The sequence below is a fragment of the Marinimicrobium sp. C2-29 genome (assembly GCF_038419845.1).
Lineage (GTDB): Bacteria > Pseudomonadota > Gammaproteobacteria > Pseudomonadales > Cellvibrionaceae > Marinimicrobium.
The window spans coordinates 64,148-79,976 of sequence record NZ_JBCAQT010000011.1 but is presented as its reverse complement, the minus strand read 5'-3'; the positions used below and the strand labels follow the sequence as shown (position 1 = coordinate 79,976).

The 15,829-nt window shown below is 59.2% G+C and carries 15 protein-coding genes; 7 read left to right on the top strand and 8 right to left on the bottom strand.

What is annotated here, in order from left to right; genetic code table 11:
- The first annotated feature begins 5 nt into the window (after nucleotides 1-5).
- Nucleotides 6-317 (top strand): hypothetical protein, encoded by a 312-nt coding sequence (locus AAE484_RS11960; protein WP_341938629.1) that lies wholly within the window; start codon nucleotides 6-8, stop codon nucleotides 315-317.
- Between the two features lie 401 nt (nucleotides 318-718).
- Here the strand turns inward: AAE484_RS11960 and AAE484_RS11955 are convergent, their stop codons facing one another.
- Complete coding sequence (locus AAE484_RS11955) at nucleotides 719-1,840, bottom strand: DUF4142 domain-containing protein (protein WP_341938628.1); 1,122 nt, start codon at nucleotides 1,838-1,840, stop codon at nucleotides 719-721.
- 369 nt (nucleotides 1,841-2,209) lie between these two features.
- On the opposite strand from AAE484_RS11955, the gene AAE484_RS11950 reads away from it, so the two are divergent.
- Nucleotides 2,210-2,374: a hypothetical protein gene (locus tag AAE484_RS11950; protein WP_341938627.1), complete on the top strand. Its 165-nt coding sequence runs from the start codon at nucleotides 2,210-2,212 to the stop codon at nucleotides 2,372-2,374.
- 214 nt (nucleotides 2,375-2,588) lie between these two features.
- Nucleotides 2,589-3,113 carry a PRC-barrel domain-containing protein gene (locus AAE484_RS11945; protein WP_341938626.1) on the top strand — a complete coding sequence of 175 codons (525 nt, stop codon included), beginning with the start codon at nucleotides 2,589-2,591 and terminating at the stop codon, nucleotides 3,111-3,113.
- 82 nt (nucleotides 3,114-3,195) lie between these two features.
- Here AAE484_RS11945 and AAE484_RS11940 read toward each other — a convergent pair whose 3' ends face one another.
- Nucleotides 3,196-3,960 carry a matrixin family metalloprotease gene (locus AAE484_RS11940; protein ID WP_341938625.1) on the bottom strand — a complete coding sequence of 255 codons (765 nt, stop codon included), beginning with the start codon at nucleotides 3,958-3,960 and terminating at the stop codon, nucleotides 3,196-3,198.
- 365 nt (nucleotides 3,961-4,325) lie between these two features.
- Here AAE484_RS11940 and AAE484_RS11935 point away from each other — a divergent pair, with 365 nt between their 5' ends.
- From AAE484_RS11935 to AAE484_RS11925, 3 genes are all read left to right on the top strand, one after another.
- Nucleotides 4,326-4,775: a PRC-barrel domain-containing protein gene (locus tag AAE484_RS11935; protein ID WP_341938624.1), complete on the top strand. Its 450-nt coding sequence runs from the start codon at nucleotides 4,326-4,328 to the stop codon at nucleotides 4,773-4,775.
- 120 nt (nucleotides 4,776-4,895) lie between these two features.
- A complete protein-coding gene (locus tag AAE484_RS11930; RefSeq protein WP_341938623.1) occupies nucleotides 4,896-5,171 on the top strand; it encodes a GlsB/YeaQ/YmgE family stress response membrane protein in 276 nt (91 codons plus the stop codon).
- A 131-nt stretch (nucleotides 5,172-5,302) separates the two neighbouring features.
- Nucleotides 5,303-5,455, top strand: coding sequence for a hypothetical protein (locus AAE484_RS11925; RefSeq protein ID WP_341938622.1), 153 nt, complete (start codon nucleotides 5,303-5,305; stop codon nucleotides 5,453-5,455).
- A gap of 67 nt (nucleotides 5,456-5,522) precedes the next feature.
- On the opposite strand, the gene AAE484_RS11920 is transcribed toward AAE484_RS11925, so the two are convergent.
- From AAE484_RS11920 to guaB, 5 genes are all read right to left on the bottom strand, one after another.
- Nucleotides 5,523-8,597, bottom strand: coding sequence for an efflux RND transporter permease subunit (locus tag AAE484_RS11920; RefSeq protein WP_341938621.1), 3,075 nt, complete (start codon nucleotides 8,595-8,597; stop codon nucleotides 5,523-5,525).
- Complete coding sequence (locus tag AAE484_RS11915; protein WP_341938620.1) at nucleotides 8,597-9,673, bottom strand: efflux RND transporter periplasmic adaptor subunit; 1,077 nt, start codon at nucleotides 9,671-9,673, stop codon at nucleotides 8,597-8,599. The genes AAE484_RS11920 and AAE484_RS11915 overlap by 1 nt, the downstream gene beginning before the upstream one ends.
- Before the next feature lie 68 nt (nucleotides 9,674-9,741).
- Nucleotides 9,742-10,458: a YebC/PmpR family DNA-binding transcriptional regulator gene (locus tag AAE484_RS11910; protein ID WP_341938619.1), complete on the bottom strand. Its 717-nt coding sequence runs from the start codon at nucleotides 10,456-10,458 to the stop codon at nucleotides 9,742-9,744.
- Nucleotides 10,459-10,506: 48 nt separating this feature from the next.
- Nucleotides 10,507-12,087: a glutamine-hydrolyzing GMP synthase gene (guaA, locus tag AAE484_RS11905; protein ID WP_341938618.1), complete on the bottom strand. Its 1,581-nt coding sequence runs from the start codon at nucleotides 12,085-12,087 to the stop codon at nucleotides 10,507-10,509.
- A 253-nt stretch (nucleotides 12,088-12,340) separates the two neighbouring features.
- Nucleotides 12,341-13,813, bottom strand: a complete 1,473-nt coding sequence (gene guaB, locus AAE484_RS11900) for an IMP dehydrogenase (RefSeq protein ID WP_341938617.1) — start codon at nucleotides 13,811-13,813, stop codon at nucleotides 12,341-12,343.
- Nucleotides 13,814-13,999: 186 nt separating this feature from the next.
- On the opposite strand from guaB, the gene xseA reads away from it, so the two are divergent.
- Nucleotides 14,000-15,355: an exodeoxyribonuclease VII large subunit gene (xseA, locus tag AAE484_RS11895; protein WP_341938723.1), complete on the top strand. Its 1,356-nt coding sequence runs from the start codon at nucleotides 14,000-14,002 to the stop codon at nucleotides 15,353-15,355.
- 110 nt (nucleotides 15,356-15,465) lie between these two features.
- Here the strand turns inward: xseA and AAE484_RS11890 are convergent, their stop codons facing one another.
- Nucleotides 15,466-15,741, bottom strand: coding sequence for a SelT/SelW/SelH family protein (locus AAE484_RS11890; RefSeq protein ID WP_341938616.1), 276 nt, complete (start codon nucleotides 15,739-15,741; stop codon nucleotides 15,466-15,468).
- Nucleotides 15,742-15,829: the final 88 nt, after the last annotated feature.

The following is a 15,829-nucleotide window of genomic DNA, read 5'->3' as shown; positions in this document are numbered from 1 at the left end:
GGCATATGGCTATTATCAAATACCTGCGCATTTTCATGGTCTCATTGCCGTTGATGCTGGTGGGCTGTGGCGGCTCCGGGGGCAGTGACCACTCCGGGGGCGTGGCCGAGCCACCAGCTCCGGATCCCACTCCCAAACTGGACCCCACCCCCGAAACGGATCCCGTCGACAACAGCTTCTCCAGCTTTGTCATCGACCAGTTCGCCGCCACGTCTGACGAAACTGACTCGCAACCGGTGGACGACAGGCAGTTTACCTTTGACGACGAGCAAAACTCCGACGCCTTTAACGGGTTGTTTGAAGGCGGCGAAAACTAACCTGACCATAGCCGTCGCAGTAACCGCCGCACTGGCGGTCGCTGCGCTGCAATGGTAAAAACGCTAGATCTGATTAGCTAATTAGCAACCGGAAGGCTGGGCCATGCGGTTGTTGCGGGCTACGAGCAGGCCGATGTCGAACAACTAGCAAACGAGAACCTGCTGGCGATGGATGTGGATGTATTGGTACTCGGCGCCATTGAGAACGCTATCACCGAACGCATCGCGCATGCCATGGCGCACCAAGGCACCCGCGAATACTTCAATCACACGGCCGGGTGATTCCGCCGTCGCCCCTTCCTGACGTATGCTTTCTGATATACATACCTGGCCGCGGAGTAGACGGGCGACGCCACGCAAGGGCACTCGACCGTCCGACCAGGCCGTCAGCGTGGCAACGTTTATGTCGCATTGCTCTGAAGGTCTTTGGCCTGCTGCAGGTGCATCGTAATCGTCTTGCGAGTTTCGGTAAGATGGCTCTTGACTTCCTCATTCTTGGTCATCGTGATCCGCTTTTCGATCAAGTTCAGGGCGTTGGAATGCGCCTTGACCATTAAATCAATGTACGCGTGACCGAACGCATCGCCATCAAGCATCACTATTTCGGCTAGCGCGGCCGCGTGCTTTTCGCGCAGCTCGCTGACATTCTTGGTAACGACCGGCGTAACGTTGCTGTTCAGGCCGAGGGCGACAGTTGCCTTGATGTGCTTACCATGTGATTCGTGCATAGTGCGAGCATAGTCCAGGATCGGATCGGCAACCTCTTTATTCTTGGCGATCATGGCGGCGTGAACCTCGTCCATGTCGGAGGCAATCAAGAGAGCGAGCGTCTCGGCGTCCGGGCCCACGGACTCGCCCTCTGCGGCCTCCGGCCTGGGTGCACCCGGGATCGAGACGGTGTCAGTGTCAGCTGCCACCTTGGGGGCCTGCGGCTTGAACTGAAGCTCCGCGGTGATGGCGGGACTCTTGGCGGTGGTACGCGCCATCACCGCTTCGCCGAACTCCTTGCGGGCTTGCTCAACGCTCTTATCGCCTTCAATGATCTCGTGCGCGAGGTTGAGCGTCAGGACGTTATTACTCTCGAGGTCACACCGCGCGGACAGCTCACCACCGACGCGATAGATCGAAATGGCGCCATCGAATGCGAGCACCTCGTCCGCCTTGTTGGCCGGCACGTCGTAGCTGATCGTGTGCTGAAGATAGTCCATGTGGACAATTGGGAAGTGGTGTGGCCGCTGCTCTCGCGTCAGTAGGATGCGCTTGAAGGGACCGGCATTGTGCCAGATCATACGCTCGTCGGTGACCTCCTGGGGCGCACCGTACTTCTCGATCATTTCGTAACCGGCGAGTCGGGGGCCCGGGGACCACATGCTTAGCTTTTTCACCGCGTCGTTGTCAGATGTCATTTGCTTATTGGACAACGCAGAGTCTTTCGCCGAATCTGCGAGCGTCGTCGCACTGATGACCGCAACTGTAACAAACATGAGCATAAGCGCGCCGGTGGTTCGTTTTAATCTATTCATAACTCTTTCTCCTAGCCTAAGGTAACGGGTTGCCTCAATACGTCCAGATCCGGAGGACCCAACGCACATTATTGACACGCCCATTAATCCAATCTGTGCGGTATCCAACACTCGGCTCATCTTGGAGTGCTCGCCCCAGCGGGCTATTCCGATCCTGACGACCTTGAGATCGAAGACAGCCTACCGGCGCGTAAGTTAGACAGCGCACAGACTAAGGTTTTAGCTTTCGGCTATCTTAGGGGCACACTAGGAAGTCGAGCGATTTCCGGGAAAGAAGCAGGAACCGAATGACATTATCTTCTCAGGTATGGATCATGATCCAAAATTCGATCTCTGCCCTGATGTGTAATCGACACGGAGCGAAAGACCATGAAAATCACCGGAACCATTGCAGCCGCCCTGCTCGCAAGTACCTTTATGCTCGGGCTTACCGCCTGTGAGGACGACGGTCCCCTTGAGGAGGCCGGAGAAAACATTGACGAATCGGTCGAAGACTCTGGCTATGCGATTGAAGATGCCACCGACGGCAACTGATCCACTGCGTATTTAGCAATCAATTCCTCCATTTGAGTGCGTCACCGAACCGACAGACCCGTTCGCTGAGCGTACGCTAAAAATCTCATCCTGAATGTCCGATTATGTCGCCATTCAGTCTACTAACCGGTAATGATGCCGTGAAAGGAAGTTTTGATGAGACGGTTCAACAGGACATTTTGTCCGGAACATATTCGATTCGAAGGAGATTCCTATGAAAAAGTTACATACATTGGCCTTTTACACACTGGTCACACCCGTTATTGCATTAAGCTCAAGTGCGTTGATCGCCGAACCCTCTGAAGACACAGGTGTCGGCCATGAAAAGAGCAGTGCCGAGTATGATCGGGACGACAAAAAATCCCAGCACAAAGGAATGTCTGACTCGCGCAATGCGGGTGATCACCAGGCAATGCGTGGCCAGTCTCAACAGCAGAACCGCGGCTACATGAGCATGACGCCGGCCAATGGCAGACAGGCAAGTAGCCTGATCGGCTCTGAAGTAACAACCTCTGGTAACGAGGAGGTGGGCTCGGTCAGTGATCTTCTGATCGACGAGAACGGTCAGGTTGTGGCCATTGTCGTCGGTGTCGGCGGATTCCTGGGCATGGGTGAGAAAAACGTCGCCATCGGCTGGGATGACGTGAAAACCTCAGGCTCGGCTGACGAGCAGGAACTGCGGATTGACGCAACCCGTGAAGAATTGAGTTCAGCTCCGGCATTTGAAGAGCAGGATTGAACTCCCACAGCCTCACCGATGGTGAGATACCGTTGGTGAATTGAATGAGCGGCAGGGGCGAAAGCCTCTGCCGCTTTTTTTGCTACTCGGCCCCGGTCCCGCTTACTTCGGGACGGCCGGTCAGACTGTTGGCGTGATACTCCTCGCTCTGCTTTTGGGCCAGCCGGGTTTCCGGGCCGAGCGCTGGCCCACCGTCATCCGTGGCATGCCCGTAAAGCAATCGGATGCCACGTAAATCACCGTTCTGAAGACCTTCAAACGCTTCGGTGTAACGAAACCCCATCACCTGCCCGGAAGGCCCGGGATGATCCAGACCGATGGCGTGACCGATTTCGTGAATGAGGGTATAGCGGATGTCGTATACATCCTCATCGCCGTCGAAACCGATCTTCCATTTGTGATTGGGGTTCAGGCACACCAGCGACCGATCAATGGCGCGTACTCCCTCTTTTGGGTCGGGCGCGTAGGACACATTGGCGAAGGCCTTACCGCGCGGCTCACCCTGGGTTCCGAGGATGATGTCCGCTTCACGTGCGTCGCTTACCTCGTAGAAAGACAGACCGGCCGCCTGCTCCCACACCCGAAACGCGGCCGCCGCCTCCCTTGTGAACGCATCCATGGAGAGGCCTTTTCCCACAAGCGTTGTTATTGGTGCCAGCTCACGGCAGTTGCGCGCCTCATCAAACCGCAGCGTTTCACGCGCGAAGGCATAGCTGATCCTCGCCCCTACCCCCAGCCGTCGATCGCCCCATTTGACCTTGTGGCCATCCAGCTCGAGCAGTCGGTAACCACCGTCGCTGGCATCGCTTGGCAGCGACAACATCAGTAGCAGAGAGATTGCCAGCATTGCCGGCAGCATAAGGGGATTTGTACAACTGACTGATCGCACCGTAGTCTCCTGAAAGGACAACTGAAAATACTGGATGCGACCTTGCATGCGCGCCCGAAGGCGTGTGGGACTCCTTCACAGGCGAACGAACACCGTCTCGGTGCGACAACGCACCGACAAGCAACTCGTTTATGCTCAGAATGATTATGGGCAATTGCGTTTATCGCGAACCGCCCGAGAGTCAACAGGACGTTACCGGCAACCAAAGTGGAAGTCAATTATAAAGGCGAGAACCAGTTAGCACTTTTAGGAATAGGTAAGCTTGTCGTTAGCGCAGGCACGGGTAGACAGGCATTTTGTCAGTTCAGCCTAAGGAGAACCCCATGAAAAAAACACAGACTTGTGCGGTAGCCGCACTGATCACTCCACTTCTGACGTTGGGCTCCGGGTGTGTTCCGGCGCAGAAATCAACTCAACAGGAGGTCGAGCGCGAGCGACCGAGTGCCCAGCTCACCCAGGCTGAAACCCGACGAAGTGGCTATTTACAGTCGACTCCCAACAGAGGAATGCAGGCGAACAACCTGATTGGCGCGGAAGTCAGGACCACGGGCGATGAGGATGTAGGCTCAGTGAACGACCTGATCATTGGCGAGGAGGGACAGATCGTGGCGGTTATCGTCGGCGTCGATGGTTTACTGGGCCTGAGCCAGAAGAACGTTGCCGTCAATTGGCAGGATGTAAAGCGGTCGATAACCTCTGAAGAAATGAAACTTCGAATCGATGTCTCTCTTGATGAGCTGGAATCTGCGCCGGCGTTCAGCACAGGGGATTGACTCCAACAGACCTTGGCATTGTGTGACTCAGGGTGCGCTACCGAACTGAGACGGACGTAAGACGATCCTATAATTCAATGACTGGCGCCAGGCGCGTCGAATCAAATGGAGGCAAGAACCATGAGCATAGTCAGTATCATTGTATGGCTCGTTATGGGTGGCCTGGTCGGCTGGATCGCCAGCATGATCATGGGCACCGACGCCCAGCAGGGCATTGTTCTCAACATCGTTGTGGGTATTGTTGGTGCACTGGTCGGTGGATGGCTGATTGGGCCACTACTGGGCGCGGGCTCCATCAACGAAGGTATCAGTGTCATGAGCTTCGTGGTGTCACTGATCGGCGCGATCATCTTACTCGCACTTCTGACCCTCTTCCGGCGCGTCGCGAAGCACTGATGAACTACCGGCCCCAAGGCCGGTAATAAGGGTGTCTGGTCTTTGCGAATCGATAGAAACGGGACGCGAAGACCGGCGGCCTTTCGGTCAGAGGCAACAACTGACAATTATCACTACCTGGAGATACACTCATGAGCAACAAACCGTTTAAACGTTATTCGGCCGATACGAAGGGAAAAGCAGACGACAGCAGCACGCAACCGAAAAGCAAAAGCGACAAAGTCGACCGGGACGGAGCCAAGGTGGGCGATATGAATGGCGAGGCCAAGCAGACAAAAAAATAAACCACAACGAAGTTCAGGGAATGAACACCGGCCAGACAGGCCCCTCATGGCAGAGGGGCTTTGTCTGTCAGGATTTCCCCCGCCGTCTCCAGGCGCTATGAACCCGGTCCCCCAGCACAAGGAGTGCGGGAGTCAACAGTAGCGTCAACACGGTCGCAAAGGCCAGACCACCGGCAATGGCACTGGAAAGCTGTGTCCACCACTGGGTGGAGGGGGCGTTGATGCCCAGACTGGGCTTCAGGAGATTGACGTTGATGCCGAGCACCATGGGCAGCAGACCCAGAATGGTCGTGCCGGCCGTCAACAACACGGGGCGTAAACGCAGGCACCCGGTTTCCAGAGCGGCGGGTAACGCTTCCAGCCCTTTGTCCCGGTGTTCATTGTAGGTGTCGATCAGAACGATGTTGTTGTTCACCACAATACCAGCCAGCGCAATCACGCCCATCCCGACCATGACGATGCCAAAGGGTTGGGCGTTGATCAGCAGTCCCAACAGGATGCCCGCCGTAGAGAGGACAATTGCCGACAACACCAGGGCGGTCTGGTAGAGGCTGTTGAACTGCACCACCAGAATGAGCGTCATCAGGAAGACAGCCAGGAAAAAAGCGAGCATCAGGAATTCCGCCGCTTCCTGTTGGTCCTCCCCTTCCCCGCCGACGCTGACCTGAAGGTTATCGGGCAGGTCGTTCAGGGCCCGGTCCCGCATCGTCTGTAGGCGCTCGTCCAGCTGGTAGCCTTCTTCGATATCCGCTTCAATGGTGATGGCGCGTTCACCGTCAACCCGTCGCAAGGTGCCCACCTGAGGCGAAGGCTGAAATTCGGCGATCTGGGACACGGGAATCTGCCCCCGGGGCGTTTCCACCGCGATCTGTCGCAATTGATTGATGTGGCGCCAGCTTTCCGGAAAGCGCAGGCGAATATCCACTTCATCCAGCGCATCCTCGGGCCGGTACCGGGCAAGCAGGATACCGTTGGTCACCAGTTGGACGGCATTACCGACAGTGGCGACATCGGTCCCCATGCGCGCGGCCGCTTCACGGTCGACCTGCACTCGCCACTCGATGCCCGGCAGAGCCCGGTCATCGCTGACGTCGGTAAAGCCACCGATCTCGTCCATGGTCTGACGGATCTTTTCAACATTCTCATCGAGAATCGTCGGGTCCGACGAACTGACCGTCAACTGGAAGGGTTTGCCCCCACCCGGGCCCTGCTCCTGCTCCCGAAACTCCAGAACCAACCCCGGAATGTCATCCGTTCGGGCGCGCATCTCCGCCAGGATCTCACTCGCCGGCCGTCGATCTTCCCAATCGATAAACTGAAACTGGAGCGTACCGATGGTATCCGCTCCGGTATTCCAGTCAGGGTCAGCGATGGAGCGGGCGTAGAGCGCCTTCACCTCGGACATGTTGCGCAGGCGGCTTTCCACTTGCCGGACTCTGTCGTCAATTTCATAGACCGACAGGTCGCCCCGGGCGCGCACGGTCACCTGAGCCGACTTGGGTTCGACATCGGGGAAGAACTCCACCCCGTGATTGAAGCGCCCGTAAATCACGTAGATGACAACAATCGCCAGCATGACCACCAGCAGAGTCCACCAGGGACGCTGGAGCGAAAAGCTCAACGAGGAGCGGTACCAACGGCCGAAGCGCGTGGGCTCATCCTGAGTGGGCCCCTGGGTGGTGCCGCTCACAGCACCCAGTGTGGGCAAAAAGATCAACGCCATGGCCAGCGAGGCCAGCAGGCAGATGATGACCGTGGCCGGCAGGTACTTCATGAATTCACCGACCACACCGGGCCAGAACAACAGCGGAAAAAACACCGCCAGCGTGGTCGCTGTTGAGGCGATAATGGGCCAGGACATACGGCTGGCCGCCCTGGCCCAGGCGTCGGGTGGGGCGTCGCCGTGACGCCGGTTGCGGTCCGCCAGCTCACTCACCACCACGGCTCCATCCACCAGCATGCCGGCCACCAGAATCAGGGCAAACAGCACGATGATGTTCATGGTGTAGCCGATGGCCCAGATGACCAGAATGCCGGTCAAAAAGGCACCGGGGATGGTGATGCCCACCATCAACGCGGAGCGTATGCCCATGGTGGCGACAATGACGATCAACACCAGCACCACGGCGGTGGTGACGTTGTTCAGCAACTCCGAGAGCATGGTTCTGACTTCGGTGGATTCATCCAGAATATAATCCACCCGGATATCTTCGGGCATGCGGGACTGGGCCTGCTCCATGATGTGGCGCACCTGGCCGACGGTATCGATGATGTTGGCACCGGTGCGTTTGGAGATTTCCAGTACCACGGCGGGCTGATCGTTGATGCGGGCAAAGCCTTCGGGGTCGAAAAAGGTACGGCGCAGGGTGGCCACATCCTCAAAGGTCACCACGGTGTCGCCATCAACCTTGACCGGCAACGACATCACATCTTCCAGGTTTTCGATCACGCTGGGCACTTTCATGGAAAAGCGGCCCGTGCCAAGATCGAGACTGCCGGCGGGCACCAGCTGGTTGTTGCGCGAGACCAGGTTGAAGAGCTCGGCGTAGTCTATGCCGTAGCTGGCCAGGACCTGAGGCTCCACCAGGATTTCCAGCAGATCCTCCCGGTCACCACCGATTTCCACTTCCAGCACTTCGGTAATGCCTTCAATCTCCTCTTTGAGCCGCCGCGCTATCCGGATCAACTCCGCTTCCGACAGCGGGCCCGAGAGGCCAACGGACAGCACCGGGAAGAGCCCGACATTCACTTCGTGCACCGTCGGCTCTTCCGCCTCCTGGGGAATGTAGGCGCGGGCCCGGTCCACACGTTCACGCACATCCTGGAGCGCGGAGTCCGCATCAAAACCGGCATCGAACTCCAGCATGACCGAGGCGTGGCCTTCGCTGGCCGAGGAGGTCATTTCCCGCAATCCCTCCAGCGCCCGCAGCTCCTGCTCCATTGGACGGACCATCAAACGCTCACCGTCCTCCGGGCTCACCCCCTCGTACATCATCGAGACATAGATAATGGGGATGGGAACGTCGGGATTGGCTTCTTTGGGAATGGCAAGGTAAGCGCTGAGCCCGCCGATGAGCAGAATCAGAAAGAGCAGCAGTGTCGCCCGGCTGCGCTCCTGTGCGGCACGGATGAGGCTCTCCATCACTCGCCCCCGGCCCGGACCACTTCCACTTCCTGTCCCGGCTCGACAAAGCCGGCGCCCTGGGTGATCAGGTCGATCCGCTCGGGCAGCCCGGTTACCCAGGCACCCTCGCGATTGGCGCTCAGCAGTTGAACCGGCTGCTCGCGCACCCGTTGCTCGTCATCCACGTAACGGACGACCATCCGGCCGTCACCATCGAGCGAGAGCAGAGAGAGGGGAATATGATGCGCCTGCGCATCGGCGAGCTGTATCTGGATGCTGGCACTGCCGCCGGCGATACGGCGCCGATCGGGATTATCGACCTGGATCTCGACGTAGTAACTGCGGGTTTCAGGGTCCGCCACGGCGGCAATGTAGGTCAACTCGCCCTGGAGTTGGCTGTTATCAAGTAACGTGACGGTGGCGGGGTAGCCGGCCTCAAGCTTATGAACGTCCTGCTGGGAAACCTGGGCGCTGACCCGCAGCCGGGAAATATCAACAAGGCGAAGCAGCGTCTGGCCCGGCTGGGCATAGTCTCCCTCATCGACAAAGCGCCGATCAAAGATACCGTCAAAGGGCGCTTGGGGCTCGGTGTAGCGCAACGCCAGTTGTGCCGCTTCCAGCTCGGCCCGTACCCGGGCCTGTTCGGCAACGGCGCTGAGCTGCTCGATCTGCGAGTTGAGGTCCCGGGCCCGAAGCTTCTCTGAGGCCTCGACCTCGGCGTCCACCAGCGCGAGGTCCGCTTCCAGTTGCTTCACCCGGGCGCGGCGGTCCTCGGCATCGAGCCGCACCAGGACACGGCCCTTCTCGACCAGCGTGCCCTGCTCCACCGGCAGCGCCAGGACTTCACCGCCCACCCGGGCGAGTATCTCGACCTCTTGCCAGGCCTCAATCTGTCCCTGCACCGGTAACCGGGCCTGATGCGTCTGCGCCTGAAATTCACGCACCTGAACCCGGTCAGGCGTCGTTGCCGTCGGCTCGGTCGCTTCGGGTGCTTCGTCCGGCGCCTGCAGCACATCGCCTGACGCCAGCCAGAGAATCAACAAAACGACCAGGCCGGCCGCTATCCAGAGCGGGTTGATTTTCGTTTTAAACAAAGTCCATCTCCCTAAACGGTATGCGCACTCATCTCAGAGTCACGAGCTCACTGTTCTTGCGGGTACGGTCAGTATTCGGCGTTGTGGTAAACCTGCTGGACGTCGTCCAGAAAGTTCAGCAGTTCGAGCATCTTCTCGAACTGTTCGACATCCTCGCCATCAATCGCCGTGGTCATCTGGGGTACAAACTGAATGTCCTCGATTTCAAACTCAATCCCTTCGAAGGCATCTTTGAGCGCGTTGCGCGTCTTGGCGTATTCGGTATGCGGAGCAAACACGGTGATCACACCGTCTTCAGCCTCAATATCGGTGACATCGACATCCGCTTCAGCCAGAGCTTCCAGCACAGCATCCTCATCCGACCCGGAAAAGCTGAAAATCGCGTTGTGATCGAACAGGTGAGTGACCGCGCCCGAAGCACCCAACTTGGCTTTTACCTTGTTAAAACAGGTGCGGACATCACCGAAGGTCCGGTTCGGGTTGTCGGTCAGGCAGTCGACAATGATCATGGTATTGCCCGGCCCAAAGCCCTCGTAACGCGCCACCGCAAAGTCTTCTCCACCGCCACCGGCCGCCTTGGCGATCGCCTTGTCAATCACATGACCGGGCACCTGCTCTTTCTTTGCCCGCTCCAGCAGGGACGCCAATGCCAGGTTACCGGCCGGCTCAGTGCCGCCGGATTTGGCACTCATATAGATTTCACGGCTGTAACGACTGTAAATCTTCGCTTTCATGTCCGAGGTCTTGGACATGGATTCTTTGCGGTTCTGGTAGGCTCTGCCCATGGGTGAATTCCGGGTTGGTTGATCAATAAACGGCTGTCAATGGACAGCCTATTCCCACTCAATCGTGGCGGGCGGCTTGCTCGACACGTCGTACGTTACCCGGGAGACGCCGGAAATTTCATTGATGATGCGGTTGGAGACTTTCTCCAGCAGCTCGTAGGGCAGATGCGCCCAACGGGCCGTCATGAAGTCGATGGTTTCCACCGCGCGCAGCGCAATGACCCACTCGTAGCGACGGCCATCGCCGACAACACCGACCGATTTGACCGGCAGGAAGACCGCGAAGGCCTGGCTGGTTTTGTGGTACCAGTCGGCGTTGTGCAGCTCTTCAATAAAAATGGCGTCGGCTTCGCGCAGGATATCGGCGTAGTCTTTTTTGACTTCGCCCAGGATGCGCACGCCCAGGCCCGGCCCCGGGAAGGGGTGGCGGTAGACCATGTCGTAGGGCAGACCCAGTTCCAGTCCGATTTTACGCACTTCGTCCTTGAACAGTTCGCGCAGCGGCTCCACCAGTTTCATTTTCATGGTTTCGGGCAGGCCGCCCACGTTGTGGTGGGATTTGATCACATGGGCCTTGCCGGTCTTGGCAGCGGCGGACTCGATCACGTCCGGATAGATGGTGCCCTGGGCCAGCCAGTTGACGTCCTGCAGTTTGGTGGCTTCATCATCGAACACGTCGATGAAGGTGTTGCCGATGATTTTGCGCTTGGCTTCCGGGTCGGCCTCGCCTTCGAGCTTGCCCAGGAACAGGTCTTCCGCGTCCACGCGAATGACCTTGACGCCCATGTTGCGGGCAAACATGTCCATGACCTGGTCGCCTTCGTGCTTGCGCAGCAGGCCGTTGTCGACAAACACACAGGTCAGCTGGTCACCGATGGCTTTGTGCAGCAGTGCGGCCACGACGGAGGAGTCGACGCCGCCGGACAGACCCAGCAGCACTTTTTCCTTGCCGACCTGTTCGCGCACTTTCTCGATGGCATCGTCGACGATGTTGGCCGGGGTCCAGAGGACGTCACAGCCGCACAGCTCGAAGATGAAGTGTTCGAAGATGCGCTTGCCCTGGAGGGTGTGGGTGACTTCCGGGTGGAATTGCAGACCGTAGAATTTTTTCTCTTCCCAGTACATGCCGGCGATGGGGCAGGACGGAGTGGAGGCCATGATTTCGAAGTTGGGCGGCAGTTTGATGACTTTGTCGCCGTGGCTCATCCAGACGTCCAGCAGCGGTTCGCCGTTGTTGTCCAGGTGGTCTTTGATGTCGTGCAGCAGGGAGCTTTCGCCCTGAACGCGCACCTGGGCGTAGCCGAATTCCTGGACTTTGGAGCCTTGCACGGTACCGCCCAGCTGCTCGGCCATGGTCTGCATGCCGTAGCAGATGCCGAGTACGGGGACGCCCTGGTCGAAGACGGCCTGTGGGGCGCGCGGGGAGCCTTCGTTGGGGACGGATTCGGGGCCACCGGCGAGGATGATGCCGCTGGGGTTGTAGTCCCGGATTTCGTCGTCGGTCATGTCGAAGGCGCGGATTTCGGAGAAGACGCCGATTTCGCGCACGCGTCGGGCGATGAGCTGGGTGTATTGGGAACCGAAGTCTAAGATCAGGATGCGTTGGGCGTGAATGTTTTGTTGGGTCATGGGGGCTCTGGTGTTTGGGCTTACGTGATCAGTCGGGGGTACAGGGTTGTCGTTTAGTCTTCAGCTTTGGTGCTTTGTAGCCGGTCCCCTACGGGGTAACCCCATTGAAGACACGCCGTGAACCCGTCCCTGGGGGCTTGTCGGCGGCATCCATGCCTTCGACAGTCTTCAATGGGGTTACCCCGCAGCGGACCTTGGTTCGGAGCGGGTACCACCAATAGTACCGGTTGGACCCGCCGTTATCTCATTGTGTTTAACGTCCTACCGGGTAGTTGGGCGCTTCTTTGGTGATCTGCACATCGTGGACGTGGCTTTCGCCCATGCCGGCTGAGGTTACACGGACAAATTGCGGCTTGGTGCGCATTTCCGTGATGGTGTTGCAGCCAGTGTAGCCCATGGAGGCGCGCAGGCCACCCATCATCTGGTGGACGATGACGTGCAGCGGGCCCTTGTAGGGGACGCGGCCTTCGATGCCTTCGGGGACGAGTTTTTCCGCGCCCTGGCTGGCGTCCTGGAAGTAGCGGTCGCTGGAGCCCTGGGTCTGGGACATGGCGCCCAATGAACCCATGCCGCGGTAGGCCTTGTAGGTGCGGCCCTGGAAGAGTTCGACTTCGCCCGGTGCCTCTTCGGTGCCGGCAAACATGGAGCCCATCATGACGGTGTCGGCGCCAGCGGCGATGGCTTTGGCCAGGTCGCCCGAGAAGCGCACGCCGCCGTCGGCGATGACCGGTACGTCGGTGTCTTTCAGCGCGGCGACCACGTTGGCGATGGCGGAGATCTGGGGGACGCCCACGCCGCTGACAATGCGGGTGGTGCAGATGGAGCCGGGGCCGATGCCGACTTTCACCGCATCGGCGCCGTATTCGACCAGGGCCAGGGCGGCTTCGGCGCTGGCGATGTTACCACCAACCACCTGCACTTCCGGGTAGCGGTTTTTGATGCTCTGGACACGCTCGAGCACGTTTCTGGAGTGACCGTGGGCGGTATCGACCACGAGCACGTCCACGCCCGCTTCCACCAGCGCCGCAACGCGGTCGTCGGTGTCGGGGCTGGTGCCCACGCTGGCGCCCACGCGCAAACGGCCTTCCGGGTCTTTGCAGGCGTTGGGGTATTTTTCGGCTTTATTGATGTCTTTTACGGTGATCAGGCCGCGCAGCTCGAAGTTGTCGTTGACCACGAGCACCTTCTCAATGCGGTGCTTGTGCAGCAGCTGACGCACTTCATCGTTGTCGGCGCCTTCTTTGACGGTCACCAGCTTGTCTTTCGGGGTCATGATGCTGGAGACTTTGGCGTCGTAGTTGGTCTCGAAGCGCACGTCGCGGCCGGTGACAATGCCCACCAGGTCGCCGTTTTCCAGCACCGGCAGCCCGGAGAAGTTGTTCTGGCGGGTCAGGGCCAGCAGGTCGCTGATGGTGGCATTGGCATCGATGGTGATGGGGTCTTTGACCACACCGGCTTCGTATTTTTTCACCATGCGCACCTGTTGCGCCTGCTGCTCGATGCTCATACTCTTGTGGATGATCCCGATGCCACCGTCCTGCGCCATGGCAATGGCCAGGCGGGCTTCGGTCACGGTGTCCATGGCAGCAGAGATCAGCGGGATATTCAGTTGAATACCGCGCGTCAACCGGGTCTTGAGGGAAACGTCTTTGGGAGTGACGTCAGAGTAGCCCGGCAGGAGTAAAACGTCGTCAAACGTCAGGGCATCTTCGGCAATTCGCAGCATACATCCAACCTTGATCAGATAAACCATCAATTATAACGTTCATTGGCTTTTGGGTAAACCAGAAACCTTGCGCGCTCACGCCATAGGTACGTTTGCCAGTGTCTCGAAGTTCAATGACGCTATAAAGTCACCACCAGGTCATGATCAGACGATTATTCGGCGGGCCCTTTGTTATATAATGCCGCCATGTTTGATTTTGAAGCGCCCCACACGACCTCCGAGCGCGAGGTTTTCTCCGTCAGCCAGCTGAACCGCCGGGCCAAACAGCTGCTGGAAACCCACCTGCCCCTGATCTGGGTGGAGGGGGAGATTTCCAATATCGCCCGCCCCTCCTCTGGCCACTGGTATTTCACCCTGAAGGACGACCGTGCCCAGGTGCGCTGCGCCATGTTCAAGGGCCGGAACCAGCGGGTGAATTTTGCGCCCCAGCAGGGCCAGCAGGTGCTGATCCGCGCCCGTGTGAGCCTGTACGAGAACCGGGGCGAGTACCAGCTGATTGCCGAACATATGGAGGAGGCCGGCCACGGGGCGCTGCAGCGCGCCTTCGACGAGCTCAAGCTCAAGCTCTCGCGTGAGGGCCTGTTTGACCCGGCGCACAAGCGCGCCCTTCCCTCGCTGCCCCGCCATATCGGCGTGATCACCTCCCCGACCGGTGCCGCCGTGCGGGATATTCTCACCGTGCTCAAGCGCCGCTTTCCGAGTATCCCGGTCACCGTCATCCCGGTGCCGGTCCAGGGCAAGGAGGCGGCACCCGCCATTGTGCGAGCGCTGGCGCTGGCCAACCGGGCCGGACTGTTCGACGTACTGATTCTCGGGCGCGGAGGGGGCTCGCTGGAGGACCTCTGGCCCTTCAACGAGGAGGCCGTGGCCCGGGCGATTTTCGCCAGCGAGCTACCGGTGGTGAGTGCGGTGGGGCACGAGGTGGATGTCACCATCAGCGACTTCGTGGCCGATCTGCGCGCGCCCACCCCCTCGGCCGCCGCCGAACTGGTGGTACCCGACGCCAGCGAATGGCAACAGCAGTTCCGCGCCTACGCCCAGCGCCTGAGCCATACCATGAGCCGGCGCCTGCTGGCCGAAAAACACCACCTGCAGCATCTGAGCAAGCGTCTGCGCCACCCCGGGGAGCGTCTGCAACAACAGAGCCAGCGCCTGGACGGCCTGGAGCTGCGTCTCGGGCGGGCCATTCAACAGCAATTGACCCGTCAACAGCACCGGCTCCAGAACCTGACCCTGCGTCACCGAGCTCACAACCCCGCCCCCCTGGTGCGCCAGTGGCGCCAGCGCATTGACCAGTTGCGCACCCGGCTCGACCGGCAGATGCAACAGCAGCTGAAAACCAAACGCCAGCGCCTGAGCGAGGCCGGGCGGATGCTCCACAGCGTCAGCCCGCTCAGCACCCTGGAGCGCGGTTACGCGATTGTGAGCGACGAGTCGGGCCAGGTGGTGCGCACCGCGGAGCAGTTGCAGCCGGGGGACAGCATGACCACCCGGTTGGCAAAGGGGGAGGTTGTGAGTCGGGTGGAGAAGGTGAAGCCTTGAGGTGGCATTGGGTTGGGTTGTGGCGGATGCGCTTGACGCTTATCCGCCCTACGCAGCCTCCGTGCTATCCGTAGGGCGGATAAGCTGTAAGCGCATCCGCCATCTCCACCCTACCGATCACTATGCCCAAGATCCCTATCCGGCGACACCCGATCCCGCACCAACTGTTTCACTTCCTTGGCTTCGGGAAACCGGCCCTCCTCTTTGCGTGAATACAATAATTCCCCGTCGCACCGGATCTCGAATATCCCGCCCGTGCCCGGCACCAGGGCCACCTCGCCCAGCTCACCGTCAAACGTGGTCAACAGCTCCTGCGCCAGCCAGGCGGCACGCAACAGCCAGCGGCATTGGGTGCAGTATTCGATTTCGATTCTCGGGGTGGGCATTGTTGGGCTCCCGGTTTTTTGCAAATTGAGTTGAAGGATTGGGGTTAGCGTAAATCATAGTGGGTTGGCATGTTAATACATTGGGCTC

What these genes read in the sequence shown, in the direction of transcription:
- AAE484_RS11945 (WP_341938626.1), top strand. Translation starts at nt 2,589, where the DNA reads ATGAAAAAGTTACATACATTGGCCTTTTACACACTGGTCACACCCGTT.
- AAE484_RS11930 (WP_341938623.1), top strand. Translation starts at nt 4,896, where the DNA reads ATGAGCATAGTCAGTATCATTGTATGGCTCGTTATGGGTGGCCTGGTC.
- AAE484_RS11940 (WP_341938625.1), bottom strand. Translation starts at nt 3,960, where the DNA reads ATGCTGGCAATCTCTCTGCTACTGATGTTGTCGCTGCCAAGCGATGCC.
- AAE484_RS11910 (WP_341938619.1), bottom strand. Translation starts at nt 10,458, where the DNA reads ATGGGCAGAGCCTACCAGAACCGCAAAGAATCCATGTCCAAGACCTCG.
- AAE484_RS11920 (WP_341938621.1), bottom strand. Translation starts at nt 8,597, where the DNA reads ATGGAGAGCCTCATCCGTGCCGCACAGGAGCGCAGCCGGGCGACACTG.
- AAE484_RS11935 (WP_341938624.1), top strand. Translation starts at nt 4,326, where the DNA reads ATGAAAAAAACACAGACTTGTGCGGTAGCCGCACTGATCACTCCACTT.
- AAE484_RS11890 (WP_341938616.1), bottom strand. Translation starts at nt 15,741, where the DNA reads ATGCCCACCCCGAGAATCGAAATCGAATACTGCACCCAATGCCGCTGG.
- AAE484_RS11925 (WP_341938622.1), top strand. Translation starts at nt 5,303, where the DNA reads ATGAGCAACAAACCGTTTAAACGTTATTCGGCCGATACGAAGGGAAAA.
- AAE484_RS11960 (WP_341938629.1), top strand. Translation starts at nt 6, where the DNA reads ATGGCTATTATCAAATACCTGCGCATTTTCATGGTCTCATTGCCGTTG.
- AAE484_RS11955 (WP_341938628.1), bottom strand. Translation starts at nt 1,840, where the DNA reads ATGAATAGATTAAAACGAACCACCGGCGCGCTTATGCTCATGTTTGTT.
- AAE484_RS11950 (WP_341938627.1), top strand. Translation starts at nt 2,210, where the DNA reads ATGAAAATCACCGGAACCATTGCAGCCGCCCTGCTCGCAAGTACCTTT.
- guaB (WP_341938617.1), bottom strand. Translation starts at nt 13,813, where the DNA reads ATGCTGCGAATTGCCGAAGATGCCCTGACGTTTGACGACGTTTTACTC.
- xseA (WP_341938723.1), top strand. Translation starts at nt 14,000, where the DNA reads ATGTTTGATTTTGAAGCGCCCCACACGACCTCCGAGCGCGAGGTTTTC.
- guaA (WP_341938618.1), bottom strand. Translation starts at nt 12,087, where the DNA reads ATGACCCAACAAAACATTCACGCCCAACGCATCCTGATCTTAGACTTC.